The organism is Coleofasciculus sp. C1-SOL-03 (assembly GCF_040220555.1).
Lineage (GTDB): Bacteria > Cyanobacteriota > Cyanobacteriia > Cyanobacteriales > Coleofasciculaceae > Coleofasciculus.
In genome coordinates this window covers 1-14339 of record NZ_JAVJUO010000172.1, presented here as the reverse complement: position 1 = coordinate 14339, position 14339 = coordinate 1, and the positions used below count along the sequence as shown (strand labels likewise).

General features: G+C 46.0%; 15 protein-coding genes and 1 pseudogene. 8 read left to right on the top strand and 8 right to left on the bottom strand.

Annotated elements, in window-relative coordinates; genetic code table 11:
- The first annotated feature begins 116 nt into the window (after positions 1 to 116).
- Positions 117 to 965 carry a hypothetical protein gene (locus RIE73_RS27650; RefSeq protein ID WP_446404231.1) on the top strand — a complete coding sequence of 283 codons (849 nt, stop codon included), beginning with the start codon at positions 117 to 119 and terminating at the stop codon, positions 963 to 965.
- 166 nt (positions 966 to 1131) lie between these two features.
- Positions 1132 to 1737, top strand: coding sequence for a hypothetical protein (locus RIE73_RS27645; protein WP_446404230.1), 606 nt, complete (start codon positions 1132 to 1134; stop codon positions 1735 to 1737).
- Positions 1738 to 1833: 96 nt separating this feature from the next.
- On the opposite strand, the gene RIE73_RS27640 is transcribed toward RIE73_RS27645, so the two are convergent.
- From RIE73_RS27640 to RIE73_RS27630, 3 genes are all read right to left on the bottom strand, one after another.
- Positions 1834 to 2187 carry a HepT-like ribonuclease domain-containing protein gene (locus RIE73_RS27640; RefSeq protein WP_446404229.1) on the bottom strand — a complete coding sequence of 118 codons (354 nt, stop codon included), beginning with the start codon at positions 2185 to 2187 and terminating at the stop codon, positions 1834 to 1836.
- On the bottom strand, positions 2184 to 2480 hold the full coding sequence (locus RIE73_RS27635; protein ID WP_446396939.1) for a nucleotidyltransferase family protein: 297 nt from the start codon (positions 2478 to 2480) through the stop codon (positions 2184 to 2186). The genes RIE73_RS27640 and RIE73_RS27635 overlap by 4 nt, the downstream gene beginning before the upstream one ends.
- 116 nt (positions 2481 to 2596) lie before the next feature.
- Positions 2597 to 3517 (bottom strand): metal ABC transporter substrate-binding protein, encoded by a 921-nt coding sequence (locus RIE73_RS27630; RefSeq protein ID WP_446404228.1) that lies wholly within the window; start codon positions 3515 to 3517, stop codon positions 2597 to 2599.
- A 381-nt stretch (positions 3518 to 3898) separates the two neighbouring features.
- Here RIE73_RS27630 and RIE73_RS27625 point away from each other — a divergent pair, with 381 nt between their 5' ends.
- Positions 3899 to 4690: a metal ABC transporter ATP-binding protein gene (locus tag RIE73_RS27625; RefSeq protein WP_446404227.1), complete on the top strand. Its 792-nt coding sequence runs from the start codon at positions 3899 to 3901 to the stop codon at positions 4688 to 4690.
- A 102-nt stretch (positions 4691 to 4792) separates the two neighbouring features.
- Here the strand turns inward: RIE73_RS27625 and RIE73_RS27620 are convergent, their stop codons facing one another.
- Positions 4793 to 5026, bottom strand: a complete 234-nt coding sequence (locus RIE73_RS27620) for a hypothetical protein (RefSeq protein WP_446404226.1) — start codon at positions 5024 to 5026, stop codon at positions 4793 to 4795.
- Between the two features lie 16 nt (positions 5027 to 5042).
- On the opposite strand from RIE73_RS27620, the gene RIE73_RS27615 reads away from it, so the two are divergent.
- The 3 genes from RIE73_RS27615 to RIE73_RS27605 all read left to right on the top strand — a co-directional run bounded on the left by RIE73_RS27615 (position 5043) and on the right by RIE73_RS27605 (position 6871).
- Positions 5043 to 5930, top strand: a complete 888-nt coding sequence (locus tag RIE73_RS27615; protein WP_446404225.1) for a metal ABC transporter permease — start codon at positions 5043 to 5045, stop codon at positions 5928 to 5930.
- A gap of 327 nt (positions 5931 to 6257) precedes the next feature.
- Positions 6258 to 6482 carry a type II toxin-antitoxin system Phd/YefM family antitoxin gene (locus RIE73_RS27610; protein ID WP_446404224.1) on the top strand — a complete coding sequence of 75 codons (225 nt, stop codon included), beginning with the start codon at positions 6258 to 6260 and terminating at the stop codon, positions 6480 to 6482.
- Positions 6482 to 6871, top strand: a complete 390-nt coding sequence (locus tag RIE73_RS27605; RefSeq protein ID WP_446404223.1) for a type II toxin-antitoxin system VapC family toxin — start codon at positions 6482 to 6484, stop codon at positions 6869 to 6871. Before RIE73_RS27610 ends, RIE73_RS27605 begins: the two co-directional genes overlap by 1 nt.
- A gap of 34 nt (positions 6872 to 6905) precedes the next feature.
- Here RIE73_RS27605 and RIE73_RS27600 read toward each other — a convergent pair whose 3' ends face one another.
- Complete coding sequence (locus RIE73_RS27600; RefSeq protein ID WP_446404222.1) at positions 6906 to 7586, bottom strand: Uma2 family endonuclease; 681 nt, start codon at positions 7584 to 7586, stop codon at positions 6906 to 6908.
- 400 nt (positions 7587 to 7986) lie between these two features.
- On the opposite strand from RIE73_RS27600, the gene RIE73_RS27595 reads away from it, so the two are divergent.
- The gene (locus RIE73_RS27595; protein ID WP_446404221.1) at positions 7987 to 8307 is read left to right on the top strand and encodes a CU044_2847 family protein; all 321 of its coding nucleotides are present in this window, start codon (positions 7987 to 7989) and stop codon (positions 8305 to 8307) included.
- 3 nt (positions 8308 to 8310) lie between these two features.
- Entirely contained in the window at positions 8311 to 12036 is a 3726-nt protein-coding gene (locus tag RIE73_RS27590; RefSeq protein ID WP_446404220.1) for a HEAT repeat domain-containing protein, read from the top strand.
- 434 nt (positions 12037 to 12470) lie between these two features.
- Here the strand turns inward: RIE73_RS27590 and RIE73_RS27585 are convergent, their stop codons facing one another.
- The 3 genes and pseudogenes from RIE73_RS27585 to RIE73_RS27575 all read right to left on the bottom strand — a co-directional run.
- The gene (locus tag RIE73_RS27585; protein ID WP_446404219.1) at positions 12471 to 12653 is read right to left on the bottom strand and encodes a hypothetical protein; all 183 of its coding nucleotides are present in this window, start codon (positions 12651 to 12653) and stop codon (positions 12471 to 12473) included.
- 34 nt (positions 12654 to 12687) lie between these two features.
- Complete coding sequence (psbC, locus tag RIE73_RS27580) at positions 12688 to 14049, bottom strand: photosystem II reaction center protein CP43 (protein ID WP_446404218.1); 1362 nt, start codon at positions 14047 to 14049, stop codon at positions 12688 to 12690.
- A gap of 7 nt (positions 14050 to 14056) precedes the next feature.
- Positions 14057 to 14339: pseudogene (locus RIE73_RS27575) on the bottom strand (photosystem II D2 protein (photosystem q(a) protein)); the annotation flags it as partial.

Sequence of the window (14339 nt, the reverse complement as noted above, 5' to 3'; positions counted from 1 at the left end):
ATTGAATTAGCTGGGGTAGTCCCACCAAACCGAAATAATACCACCAATGATACTATTATTTCAGATTAATCTGTTCCCAGTTACCAATGAATCGTTCAATTCAATAATTTTCTGATATGCTGCGAAAATTTCTTATCCTTTTCATGTCTTTGGCATTGTGTCTAACCACCCTAGCTTGTGGTTCGCCTTCCGTCGCCCAAAGCCCAAATCAGACGGTCAATGTTACCTCAAATGTCCAGCAGTTCCCTGATGGGAAATATCCGGTTCAACAAGCCACTTACGATGATGTTAGTGGTGAATATAGCCTGATGTTGCTGAATACCCCACCCGGTACACCCCCTGTGTTTCGTAGTCCAGATTTGCGCTTAGCCCGTCTCACCGATGAGGAACTATCAGCGGGTGAAAAAACATACTTGCAGATCGAAAATGGTCAAGCCGATATGCACTTAAGTGAGGACTTTCGGATTGAATATGTGCATAACGTTACCGAAACCCAAACGAATCCGCAAACAGGTCAACCGGAAACGGTAATTGTGCGGCGGGAATCCAGTTTTTGGACACCATTTGCAGGGGCTATGGCGGGTCAAGCCTTGGGAAGTTTATTATTTCGACCCAGCTATTATGTACCTCCGGTTTACCATGGTGGAATTATGACTGGATATGGTGGATATGGAAGCACCTACTCCCAAGCGGTAGACCGCTATCAAGCCCGTCATAATCAACCGCCACCTGCGGTTAAAAATCGTCAAACCTTCCGCAGTACAGGTCAATTAAGACGTTCCTCTAATTCATCATCAACGGCTCGAAAAAATCGCCAAAAAGGTAATCGGGCGACAGGTTCAGGTTTCGGTTCTAGTAATTTACGCCGTTCTAATAAATCCAGTTCGACACGGATGAATCGTTCCAGCCGTTTTGGTAGCAGTTTTGGCAGCCGTCGGCGTTCAATGGGAAGAAGACGGCGTTAGTCATTCGTCATTCGTCATTCGTCATTTGTCCTTTGTCCTTTGTCCTTCTTCTTATGTCTTATGTAGGGGCGGGTTTAGGAAATCAATCGTAGGGGCGGGTTTAGGAAATCAATTCCGCTAGTCACCAATAACGGAAAAACAAAACCCGCCCTCCCCACCGATAGCTATGCCCTACAGTCAATTTACAACTATTGGTAAAGTCAAAGAAGCATTTAATTTAACCACAGCCGAAGGGATTCACTTTTTACCAGATATTGAACCCATTCAACCATCCCAAACCCTGATATCCTTTTTAGAAGAAAGTTTACCTTTAGCAGCATCAGCTAGTGAAAAAGCGCGTTCGGAAGGCATTATTTACCCGGTTTTGCTGGAAGTTCGGCGCATCCTGCAACGGCGGGTCAGCTTATTTTCCGGGGAGGATTTCACCGTTGATGAATCCCTTGGACTGAATGGACGGTGTGATTTTCTCTTGAGTCGTTCCGAGGAACTTCTGGAAATTGAAGCGCCAGTCTTGATTATTATCGAGGCAAAAAAAGCGGATTTGAGAACAGGATTTGGGCAATGTATTGCTGAAATGGTTGCCGCACAGCGATTTAATCAGGCAAAACAAACACCTATTTCCACGATTTATGGTGCGGTTAGTAGTGGCACTCAATGGCGATTTTTGAAGCTAGAAGGACAAGCCGTAACCATTGATTTAATTGATTATCCTCTGCCACCTGTAGAGCAAATTTTAGGGTTTTTAGTGTGGATGATACAGGAAGCTGGGTGAGCCATGTTCCAGACGTGTCATGGCATGTTTGGAAAGTAGTCAAATTAGTATAAGCTTGGCTAGATTTATTTATTTTTGGTAAACCTATAGCGCCTGTTAATCATCCTGCTGTAATTCCTGTCTAATCCTGATTACCTGTTCTTTCAATTCCGGCAATCTCTGTTGTGCCGTTTTCCATAAAATGTTGACATCTGCTCCCCAATACTCATGCACTAACTTATCTCGCATTCCGGCAATATTTTTCCAGGGAATCTCAGGATACTGACTTCTAATAGAGTCGGGAATATTTTTAACCGCCTCCCCGATAATTTCCATCGCCTTTTCGACCGCAAAAATCTTCTCCTCATTTTGGGCAAAATCCTCAAATCTTACCCCTAACAGGAATCGTTCAACCGATCCAATTGCCTCTAAAATATCCTCAATAAAATCGTCTAAGTCTCGTTTAGTCATACATAAACAACTTCTGACAAAATTCGCTCTTTTAGTCTGGGTTTTAATCCATTTTTCGTTATTACATCAACTTTAATGCCCAGATTATCGCTGAGATAGTGTTCAAGATCAATTAATTCAATTAAATCCGGTGCTTCCGTATAATCAACTAACACATCAACATCACTGTCTTCATTTTGCTCTCCTCTCACATAAGAGCCAAAAATGCCCAATTCGCTTAACCAATTATATTTTTGCCGAAGGATTGGTTTATTTCTATTAAAAAAAGCTTGGACTTCTGCAAGTGTTTTCATGCTACAAATATTTTAACTGTGTGGGTTTACTGCGTCAACAAAACCGAAACCTATTCCACCATTTTAATCCAATTGCCCTTTGCCGATTGGGTTTTGCGATCGCTCTACCCAATCTACTATAATTCATCATTCAGAAATACTTGATAATCGCCTCCCAAGGCTTCGACAATAGTACGGGTATTGGTAATCAACATTTTCACATAAGTATCCGCTTCACTTCCGGGTGCGCCTAGGGAATCAGAATAGAGTTCGGATGGGGCTAATTTAACCCCCGCTTCTTCCGCAACGGTTTCAATTAAAGCGGGGTTAATCGTGGTTTCAGCAAAAATAGCGGGAACGCCTGCTTCTTTCACCGCATCAGATAGAGTTTTCACAGTTTGGGCGCTGGGTTGTTCTTCAGTGCTAATTCCGATTAGCGTGCCAATCACTTCTAATCCATAAGCCTGAGCATAATATTGAAAGGCGTCATGGGTGGTGACAAGTTTACGCTGATTCGCAGGGATGGTTTGAATCTGCTGCGTAATCCAGGTATCCACCTGTTCTAATTCCGCCGTGAGTTGGGCGGCGTTGGCGGTAAATTCGTCTTTGTCTTCCGGTGAAAGTTCAATTAAGCGATCGCGTATGGCATTCACCATTTTAATCCCATGCTCTGCATCTCCCCAAACATGAGGATCGGGTTCGGTTTCTCCCTGATATTCAAAGTCTAATGAGGTGACAACTTCGCCAACGGCAAAGGTTTTGGCATTTACTCCCGCCGATTGCATCAGTTTAATCAGTGCAGGTTCTAAGTTATACCCGTTGTAGAGAATCAAATCGGCTTGTTCTAAGGCAATGGTATCAGCAGGTACGGGTTCGTAAACGTGCGGATCAGCACCAGGTTTCAGGATTCCGGTTAACTCGATCTCATCTCCCCCCACTTGTTCGGTCCAGTCGGCAATAATGGTACTGGTAGCGACAACGTTGGGTTTATCCTCTGCATCGGTTCCGGAGAGATTCGGATTTGTCACCTCACAGCCACTCAGCCAAAGTCCCAGCATCACCCCAGCTAGTGCAAGAAGGCAGGAGGCAGGAGGCAGGAGGCAGAAGGGGAGAAGGCTTATACAATAAGACTTTGCACGTTTTTTAACTAGAGAGTTACTTCCGCCGCGCTGGTCTAGAATCTTCCATCGGGAAAGTTTCGGGAAATTAATTTTACCCTTCCCCCTAATAAGGGCGGGTTGAGTCAAGGTATTGGTGTGTTGGGTAACGTTATCAGTCAAACCCGCCCCTACACCTGTACACCCCTGCAACTGAGTTCTACCCTGCGAGTGAGTTATTCCGGTCATTGAGTTTATATAGTGGTTTTCATATTGTTTTCATTTTTAAATGTACAATATTCTCATAATTGTTTCATTTTCCCCAATCTGCCCGGTTTAATCATGTCAACGCTTATCTTTAAAAGAAACGACTCCAACCCCCAAAGCCCAGCTATTACCCACCAGGAACCCATACGGATTGGGCATCTCAGCGTGCAGTATCGCTTTGTAGAGGCGCTAAAAGATATCACCTGTCAGATTCAACCGGGGCGACTGACGGGAATTATTGGTCCCAATGGCGCGGGGAAAAGTACGCTAATGAAAGCGATGCTGGGGTTAGTGCAGACAAACTGTGGTACGGCGATGTATCAGGGGAAACCGATGATGGATCAGTTAAACAGGATCGCCTATGTACCCCAGCGATCGCAGATTGATTGGACATACCCTGCAACCGTGTGGGATGTGGTATTAATGGGGCGGATACGTAAGACAGGATGGTTTCGGCGTTTCTCCACCGTATCCCGACGCATCGCCGCCCAGTCGTTAGCGCGGGTGGGGATGAGTGACTTTCGCGATCGCCCGATTGGACAATTATCGGGGGGACAACAGCAGCGCGTTTTTCTCGCCAAAGCATTAGCTGAAGAAGCAGATATTTTCTGTTTTGATGAACCTATGGCGGGAATTGATAAAAAAACCGAAGCCGTTATTTTTGAGATTCTCCACGAATTAGCCGATTCCGGGAAAACCGTGTTAGTGGTTCACCATGATTTAGGGGAAGCGATTACCAATTTTGATGATTTAATTTTATTGAATCGGGAATTAATCGCCTCAGGTTCCCGCCCACAAGTCATGCAGGCAAATAACATACAACGGGCGTATGGAGGTCAAGTCGTCTTTTTCTCAGACGCCGCTTAAACTTTTGACCCTTCGCTTCACGCAAAAGTCCGGGTTTGTAGGGGCGGGTTTAGGGACTACTATTGATTGTTTGTGTTAACGTTTCTACAAAACCCGCCCTGGCTAACGTTTGAGGTATTTGACAAATAACGAATGGCGAATGACAAATGACAAATGACCAATGACCAATGACCAATGACAAATGACAAATGACCAATGACCAATGACCAATGACCAATGACCAATGACCAATGACCAATGACCAATGACAAATGACCAATGACCAATGACAAATGACCAATGACAAATGACAAATGACCAATGACAAATGACAAATGACCAATGACCAATGACCAATGACCAATGACAAATAATGCTTGACCTTTTAATTGAACCCTTACAATACAGTTTTATGCAGCGATCGCTAATGACAGCCGTCTTAGTAGGAATCGTCTGCGCCTCAGTGGGAAGCTACCTGATGGTACAACGCCTCGCCTTACTCGGTGATGCGATTAGTCATTCCGTCTTACCCGGATTAGCGATCGCCTATATCGTGGGCGTGGATATCTTTCTGGGGGCGTTTTTGGCAGGTATTGTCAGTACCCTTGTGATTACCTGGATCAGGACGCGATCGCAGATTAAAGAAGATGCGGCGATGGGGATTGTCTTTTCTGCTTTCTTTGCCCTTGGTATTACCTTAATTACCGTTATTCAAAAAGACAATAAGATTGACCTCAATCACTTTCTGTTTGGCAATATCCTCAGCGTTACCGGGGAGGAAGTGATCAATACAGCCATAATTACCGCCATTGTCCTCGCCATTGTTTTATTGCTGTATAAAGAATTAATGTATTATACCTTTGACCCCATTGGCGCAAAAGCAGCCGGATTACCAACAAACTTACTCAACTTTGGCTTAATGATTTTAATTGCTTTAACCATCGTCGCCAGTCTCAAAGCGGTTGGCGTGATTTTAGTCTTAGCTATGCTAATTACCCCAGGGGCGACGGCTTATTTATTAGTGACAAGGTTACATCAGATGATGCTGTTAGGGTCAGGAATTGGCGTGGTTGCCAGTATTAGTGGGATGTATTTGAGCTATTTTTTCAATTTGCCATCGGGTCCGGCTATTGTGTTAGTTACATTTGGATTTTTCATATTGGCATTTTTGTTTAGTCCCAGTCAGGGCGTTTTGACTCATCCGAGAGTTCAGTCTAATCAGTCACAGATTTGGCGGGAAATTAAGGGATTATTGAGATGAAATGAGTCATGCTTTAGTTATACAAATCCGGGGAACGCTATTCCCGTGATAACTCAGTCCGCGCAGGCGGACTACCCTTCGGGAAGGCTTCGCATACATTAGTGTAGCAGCTCAATCGCCTCCTCTTGCTGTAACTGGGTGTCACGCCACCATCGTGCGCTCTTCGGTGACGAAATGTATTGCGATTATGTCCGATTATGGGTAAAGTATATACTGTAGTCTATGCTATTTTATTTCCGTTACAGTTCAGCCTCAGCAACGCATTCGACCTGCTTCAGTTGGGAAATAAATAGTATAAGTTAATCTGAGAAAAAAGAGGATTTATCTATGGAAACAATAGATATCAATCAAGCCTTAAGACAAATCCATCAACTTCTTGAAAATGCCTCACTTGGTACAGAAATTATGATCACCAAGAATGACCTGCCAATGGTTAAATTAGTATCGCCGTATCCTCGACAAAAAAGACCCCCCCTTTTTGGTAGTGACAAGGGGATGATCTCCATAACCGATGACTTTGATGAACCTTTAGAAGACTTTAAAGATTATTAATGAAATTTATTCTGGATACTCATGCTCTGATTTGGTTCTTTTCTGGTCACTCTAATCTCAGCAATACTGTCCGCGAACTGATGGAAGATACTAATCATGAAAAATTTATTAGTATTGCCAGCGTCTGGGAAATGGCAATTAAACAAAGCAAAGGAAAATTAACTCTTTTAGTTCCCCTTGAAAATTATATTACGCAAAAGATAAACTTGGCAGATTTTGCATTACTTTCTATTCAGTTAAATCATCTGGGAATAATTTCAACGTTACCCTTTCATCATAATGATCCTTTCGATAGACTTTTAATTGCACAAGCTATTGCAGAAAATATACCAATTATGAGTAGAGATGGGGTATTTGATGCTTATCCAGTCAAGCGCATCTGGGATTAATAATCGTAGATAATCGGATTATTGAACGGGTGTTCTAAAGATTAGCAATCTGCTGAGCAAACCAAACAGCCGCCGCGCCATTGGTTTCCTGGTCAAGACGGGCAAAGGTTTGTTCAACTAACGCGATCGCTAACCCATCCAATGCCCTAGAGACGTCACTTTGTTGATATCGACCATCAGCTTGCAGACAAAATGCTATCACCCTAGCGGCTGATACATCAATCACCCAATATTCGGGAATTTCTAAGCGGGCATAAATTTGCTTTTTTTCATCTAAATCCGTTGCTAAAGTTGTATCTCCCACTTCACAGACTAAATCAGGAACTCGCCACTGTCTTAAATTAATCCGTCGCGGTTCTCCCACTTGCCAACGAGGAGATTCTGCGCCAATATACACCACCTGATCGGGAGACGCCGCCCGTTGTTTGGGTTTTTCGAGAATACATCCTCCCAAACAATCGAATGTTTGTTCTGGCTGATGACTAAACCAGAAGGCAATTAACATTGTCAGGAGTTCGCGAAATCTAGCGTGATTAATACCTTCCCAACCCCTATCAACAAAGAGGTAGCCCTGATTAAAAAAGATGCGGAAATGGTTAACCTGGGACTGTTCAGCATCCGCGCAGCACGCCACATAATCATCCCAAGTTGCTGATTGCCATTGAGGAATTTGATCGGGCGATGTTCGTACCCGAATCTGAGTCAGAGTTGCCATATCACCCCAATGATGACTGTTTCAAGTCTACTGTTGCAATTTTATAGTATGAGTAGCGAGCAAGATGCTTGTTAGCGAGCAAGATGCTCGCACTACCAGGATTCCGCAATTGTTGATCTTAAGGTTTATCTACCGAACAGCTTAAGATAGGGATAACAAGTTTGTAGTCAGATATACCGTAGTGGCTTGGCAAGGTTAAAACAGTGGTCAAGTATTTTCAAGGAACCCTTATGAGAGTAGCGATCCAGAAAAATTTTACCCACAACTTTAAGCTTGCCAGCCCAGTAGGGTGGGCATTGCCCACCAGAAGACGAGGAGCGTGCCATTCATCTTAAGATAGGGATAACAAGTTTGTAGTCAGGGAACCTTAGCCCTTACTTTTCCCATTGAGGAGAATGAAATGACTTTTGCCGAATCCCGCCGTGACACCGTTCCCGTTGAGCTTCCCAATGGGGCGATCGCTTTCTTTGAGGTGACAACGACGGGGCGAGAAGATGTCAGCTTTGACGCCAAGCAGTTTCAGCCTGTCGCTGATGCGATTGAGGGGGTAGTACAGATGGTCGCCGTACCCCTGAAAAAAGCCAGACCGAGGAAGGCGACGGTAAAATTTGGTATGGAAATGGCGATCGAGGCGGGACAATTGACAGCGGTGATTGTCAAAGGATCGGGTAAAGCGAATCTGGAAATCACCTTGGAATGGGAAGCCCAGCCTAAACCGTAAACCATGAGTCGCGTCGAGAATCTGCTGCAACAATGCACAGTGAAGCTTTCTCTTCCCGGAGGTTGGGGAACAGGGTTTTTTGTGGCTCCAGAATGGATTCTCACCTGCGCTCATGTGGTGAAAAAGTCAACAGGGGAACCGATTCGGGTACGCTGGCAGATGCAGCAGAATTGCTCACAGGCGGTAGTCGAGGAATTGCGACCTAATCCTTATGATTTAGCGCTGTTGCGGGTGACGCTTCCGACTGATGCTAATCCGCCTTGTGTGTATTTGGATGGGGCAATTCAATCTCGTGATCCGCTCTATCTGTTTGGTTATCCTGATCGAGAGTTTGACAATGGCTGTCCGGTAACGTTTAACTGTGAAGGCTTAACCGGAGATGAGCCAAGGTTAATTAAGTTTAAATTGGGACAAGTGCGTCCAGGGATGAGTGGTGCACCGTTGCTGAATCAGCGAACAGGTAAGGTTTGCGGGATGGTTAAGTTTACCCGCGATCGCTCGTTTGATTTGGGGGGTGGCGCTGTTCCAACCACGGCGATTCTGGAACAGTTGCCCCAATTGCGCGAATTTCAGCAGCAGTTTCATCAACGGGATCATCGCTGGCGGGATTTAGTTCTCAAGCCGTCTGAAATTGATTTTCAGCCCTATTTGACGGCAATTACTACTAAATATGAGAAGTGGTGGCAGTTTTACACGTTAACTGATGCCGAAAGCAAACAACGGCAATCTCAGGATGTGACACCGATTTTTGACTTCGGGTTGATCGTGCAGAGGGTGAAAAAGGAGGAGCCAGAACCGCCACAGGAAGAGAAAGAACCAGAACAGCGACAGGAAAAGAAGGTCGAGCGATTTTCCGTCCTGGAAGGGCTGCGTAAGTATGCCGAACAGCAGGTTTTGTTAGTTGGGCGTCCCGGATCAGGAAAGTCTACGGCGTTGGCACGGTTACTGTTGGAAGAGGCGACAACTGCCCTCACCCCCAGCCCCTCTCCCAATTCTGGGAGAGGGGAGTTTAGGAAGATTCCGGTATTGGTGGAACTGCGTTACTGGCAAGGTTCAATCACCCAATTAATTCTCAATGCCTTTACTCGCCATGAACTCCCCTTAACCCAGGCGCAACTGGAAACGGTGTTGTCACGCTGTCTCATCCTCTTTGATGGGGTGAATGAGTTACCCTCAGAGGAAGCGCGATCGCAGCTTTCTACCTTTCGCCGCAATCATCCCAAAGTGCCGATGATCTTCACCACACGGGATTTGAGCCTGGGGGGAGATTTAGGGATTGAGCAGAAATTGGAAATGCAGCCGCTCACCGAAGCGCAAATGCAGGCGTTTATTCAAGCCTACGTGCCAGAACAAGCCGAGGAAATGCTGCGCCAACTGGGTGAGCGCTTGCGAGAGTTTGGGCAAACTCCCTTGCTGCTGTGGATGCTGTGTAGTTTGTTTCAACAGACAAACGAAATCCCAGAGAATTTGGGGTTGGTGTTTCGGTTCTTTACTCAGGGATATGAGCGCAACCTGAAACAGGATGTGGTGATTGAGAGCGATCGTGACTGGTGGAAATCGGTGCTGCAACAGTTGGCGTGGGTAATGATGCAGGGAGAGACGCCAACAGAACTACGGGTAGGGATTCCACGGGAAGAAGCAGTACAGGCGATCGCGCAATTTCTCAATGGCAAAGTGGCGTATGGGGAAGATTTTGCCCGCAAGTGTCTGCGGGATTTGCAGAAGTATCATCTAATTCAGGCGGGAACAGGCAATGAAGAGTTAGAGTTTCGCCATCAACTGATTCAGGAATATTACGCAGCCGAGGCATTGCGGGAACGGTTGCCAACCTTGAGTGATGGGGTGCTGAAGCGGGAGTATCTTAACTATCTGAAATGGACAGAGCCAATCGCGTTGATGTTGGCGCTGGTGGATGATAGGCGGGCGGTGCAGGTGGTGCAACTGGCACTGGACGTGGATTGGCGGTTGGGAGCGCGATTAGCGGGGGAGGTAAAGTTAGAGTTTCAGGAACAGACTGTTGGGTATGTGGAAGCGTTGGATGTACCTGCTTGGTTAAAGGTTCAGCATTTGGAGGAGACGCGATCAGAAACAGCGATTCCTGGTTTGCTCAAACTGGTGGAAGATTCAGATTATAATGTGCGTAAAATTGCCGCAGAAGCGTTAGGTGAAATTGGTTCCGATAGGGCGATTCCTGCCTTACTCAAACTGGTGGAAGATTCTAACTATTCTGTGCGTTGTTTTGCCGCCTATGCCTTAGGTAAAATCGGTTCCGAGAGAACGATTCCTGCCTTGCTAAAACTGGTGGAAGATTCTAACTATTCTGTGCGTAGGAGAACCGTTGAAGCTTTAGGTAAAATCGGTTCCGAGAGGACGATTTCTGCCTTGCTAAAACTGGTGAAAGATTCGGATTCTGATGTGCGTTGGAGTGCCGCTGAAGCCTTGGGTAAAATCGGTTCCGAGAGGGCGATTACTGTTTTACTAAAACTGGTTAAATATTCTGAATCTTCTGTACGGAGGAGTGCCGCTGAAGCCTTAGGAAAAATTGGTTGCGAAACAGCAATTCCTACCTTGACAAAATTGGTGAAAGATTCAGATTATAATGTGCGTTGGAGTGCCGCTGAAGCCTTAGAAAAAATTGGTTGCGAGAGGGCTATTTCTGCCTTGCTAAAACTTGTGGAAGATTCGGATTATAACGTGCGTAAAATTGCTGCACATGCCTTAGTTAAAAACGATTCCGAGAGAGCGATTACTGCCTTTCTAAAACTGGTGAAAGATTCGGATTCTGATGTGCGTTGGAGTGCCGCTAAAGCCTTAGGAAAAATCGGTTCCAATAAAACGATTACTGCCTTGCTAAAACTGGTGAAAGATTCAGATTCTGATGTGCGTAGTAGTGCCGCTGAAGCCTTAGGTGAAATCGGTTCCGAGACAGCGATTCCTACCTTGCTAAAACTGGTGAATGATTCGGATTATAATGTGCGTTGGAGTGTAGCTAAAGCCTTAGGAAAAATCGGTTCCGAGACAGCGATTCCTACCTTGCTAAAACTGGTGGAAGATTCTGACTATGATGTGCGTAGGAGTGCCGCTGATGCCTTAGGAAAAATCGGTTCCGAGACAGCGATTCCTAACTTGCTAAAACTGGTAGAAGATCCTGACTATAATGTGCGTAGTAATGCCGAAAATGTCTTAGGTAAAATCGGTTACGATAGGGTGATTTTTGCCTTGGTAAAACTGATAAAAAATTCGGATTCTGATGTGCGTTGGAGTGCCGCCAATGCCTTAGGTAAAATCGGTTCCGATAGGGTGATTTCTGCCTTACTAAAACTGGTGGACGATTCGGATTATAATGTGCGTAGGAGTGCCGCAGATGTCTTAGGTAAAATTGGTTCCGATAGGGCGATTTCTGCCTTGCTAAAACTGGTGGACGATTCGGATTATAATGTGCGTAGGAGTGCCGCAGATGCCTTAGGTAAAATTGGTTCACAGACGGCAATTCCTCCTTTGGTCAAACTGGTGGAAGATTCTGAGTATTGGGTGCGTAGGAGTGCCGTCGATGCCTTACGTAATATCGCCAAGAAAGACATAGAAGCCATCACTCAATATCTCCCCCATATCCTCACCTTAATCCCAACTGATTCTGGTGAAGATGCGCTTAGAATCATCCTCGCTATCCAAGAGAACTGCAAGTTCTATAACTACGAAATTTGGCAGGAAGCCCTATCTAGGGGATGACGAGGTGACGGGGTGATGGGGATACGTTAGGACATTCCCCTGTTGGCTTTTTACCCAGAAACACGGCATTTCGACTTCGGAACACGGAACTGATCTAGTTCAACCCTGTTAAGGTTTGTCAAACCACCTCAAACCCTGACAAAGGATAAAGATGATCTCCTCTTTTAACGTTTATTCTGTCCACCTAATTAATCGGGCATGGCAATGCCATGCCCCTACCACTGTTTAGGGCGAATTGATCCGATCCGGTAGGGGCACGATACAGCGCTTAATTCTGTAATAAAGTACAGTAGATCAAAGTCCCCCTTTTTAAGGGGGATTTAGGGGGATCGAAAATGTACCGCATAGCAGAGCAAACTGCTGTATTATCGTGCCCTTACTTACTTTCTTCTTACCCTTCCCTTGTGTTTTTCCACACATCTGGGCTTTTTCTCTCACCGATTCTGAAGTCCAGAGTCCCTTCTCCCTCCTTGCTGGGCAAACCAAACAGCCGCCGCGCCGTTAGTTTCCTGTTCGAGACGGGCGAAGGTTTGTTCAACCAGAGTATTGCTATTTTCAGCATCTACACAGCACGCCACATAAAAAAAAGGCTCTTGCGTTTCAACAAGAGCCTTCAAACCAATTAAGTTTTAGTGGATGAAATGAACCAATCTAGTCAAGATCACCCATAAACAATACTGGCTCACTCTCACGGTCAATACCTTTTTCAAATCCAGCAACCGCCGCACGAGCGCGACCTGCATGCCAGAGGTGACCGACTAAGAAGAAGAATCCTAAGATAAAGTGAGCGGCTGCCAACCATGCACGGGGGTTAACGTAGTTAAACCCGTTCATTTCTGTGATAATTCCACCAACAGAGTTGATCGAACCGTTCGGTGCATGGGTCATGTACTCAGCCGCACGGCGCAGTTGCCAAGGCTGAATATCATTTCTCAGCTTGTCTACATCCAGTCCGTTCGGACCACGTAGCGGCTCTAACCAAGGACCTTGGAAGTCCCAGAAGCGCATGGTTTCACCACCGAAGATGATTTCTCCAGTGGGAGAGCGCATCAGGTATTTACCTAGACCAGTAGGACCTTGAGCAGAAGCAATGTTTGCCCCTAACCGTTGGTCACGCGCTAAGAAGACGAAGGACTGAGCCTGAGATGCTTCAGCGTTAGTTGGACCATAAAATTCGCTGGGATAAGCGGTGTTATTGAACCAAACAAACGCAGCGGCGATAAAGCCCATCAGGGACAACGCACCTAAGCTGTAGGAGAGATAAGCTTCTCCAGACCAGATAAAGGCGCGACGTGCCCAACCAAAGGGCTTGGTGAGAATGTGGAAGATACCACCAGAAATACAGATCAGACCGATCCAAATATGTCCGCCGATAATATCTTCCATGTTGTTGACGCCGATGATCCAACCGTCTCCACCAAAAGGAGAGGTGGTTAGATACCCGAAGATCACCGCTGGGTTCAGTGTCGGGTTGGTAATAATCCGCACGTCACCACCGCCGGGTGCCCAAGAATCATAAACACCGCCGACAAACATGGCTTTGATTACGAGCAGTAAAGCACCGAGACCTAAAACAATCAGGTGGAACCCGATGATTGTGGTCATCTTGTTCTTATCTTTCCAGTCGTAACCAAAGAAGGCGGAATACTCTTCTAAGGTTTCTGGACCGCGAACGGCGTGATAGATACCGCCGAGACCCAGAACGGCAGAGGAAATGATGTGCAGTACCCCAACCACAAAGTAGGGGAATGTATCAATCACTTCACCACCGGGACCTACACCCCAACCCAGGGTCGCTAAGTGAGGGAGCAGGATTAAGCCCTGTTCATACATGGGCTTTTCGGGAATAAAGTGGGCAACTTCAAACAATGTCATTGCCCCAGCCCAGAAGACAATCAGTCCAGCATGGGCAACATGAGCCCCCAGTAATTTACCGGAGAGGTTAATCAGACGGGCATTACCCGCCCACCAGGCAAAACCTGATGATTGTTGGTCGCGGTTTCCCGCCACCATGGAACTACTAGAGAGCGTTACCACGGGGTAGTACCTCCTCAGGGAATTCAAACTTCTGGTGTGGTTGGTCTTGAGGCGCCAGCCAAGCCCGGACTCCTTCGTTGAGCAGAATGTTCTTGGTGTAGAATGTCTCAAATTCGGGGTCTTCTGCTGCCCGGATTTCCTGGGACACGAAGTCATACGCCCGCAGGTTCACCGCTAATCCAACGACGCCCACTGAACTCATCCACAAGCCGGTCACGGGGACAAACAGCATGAAGAAGTGTAGCCAGCGCTTGTTGGAAAAGGCA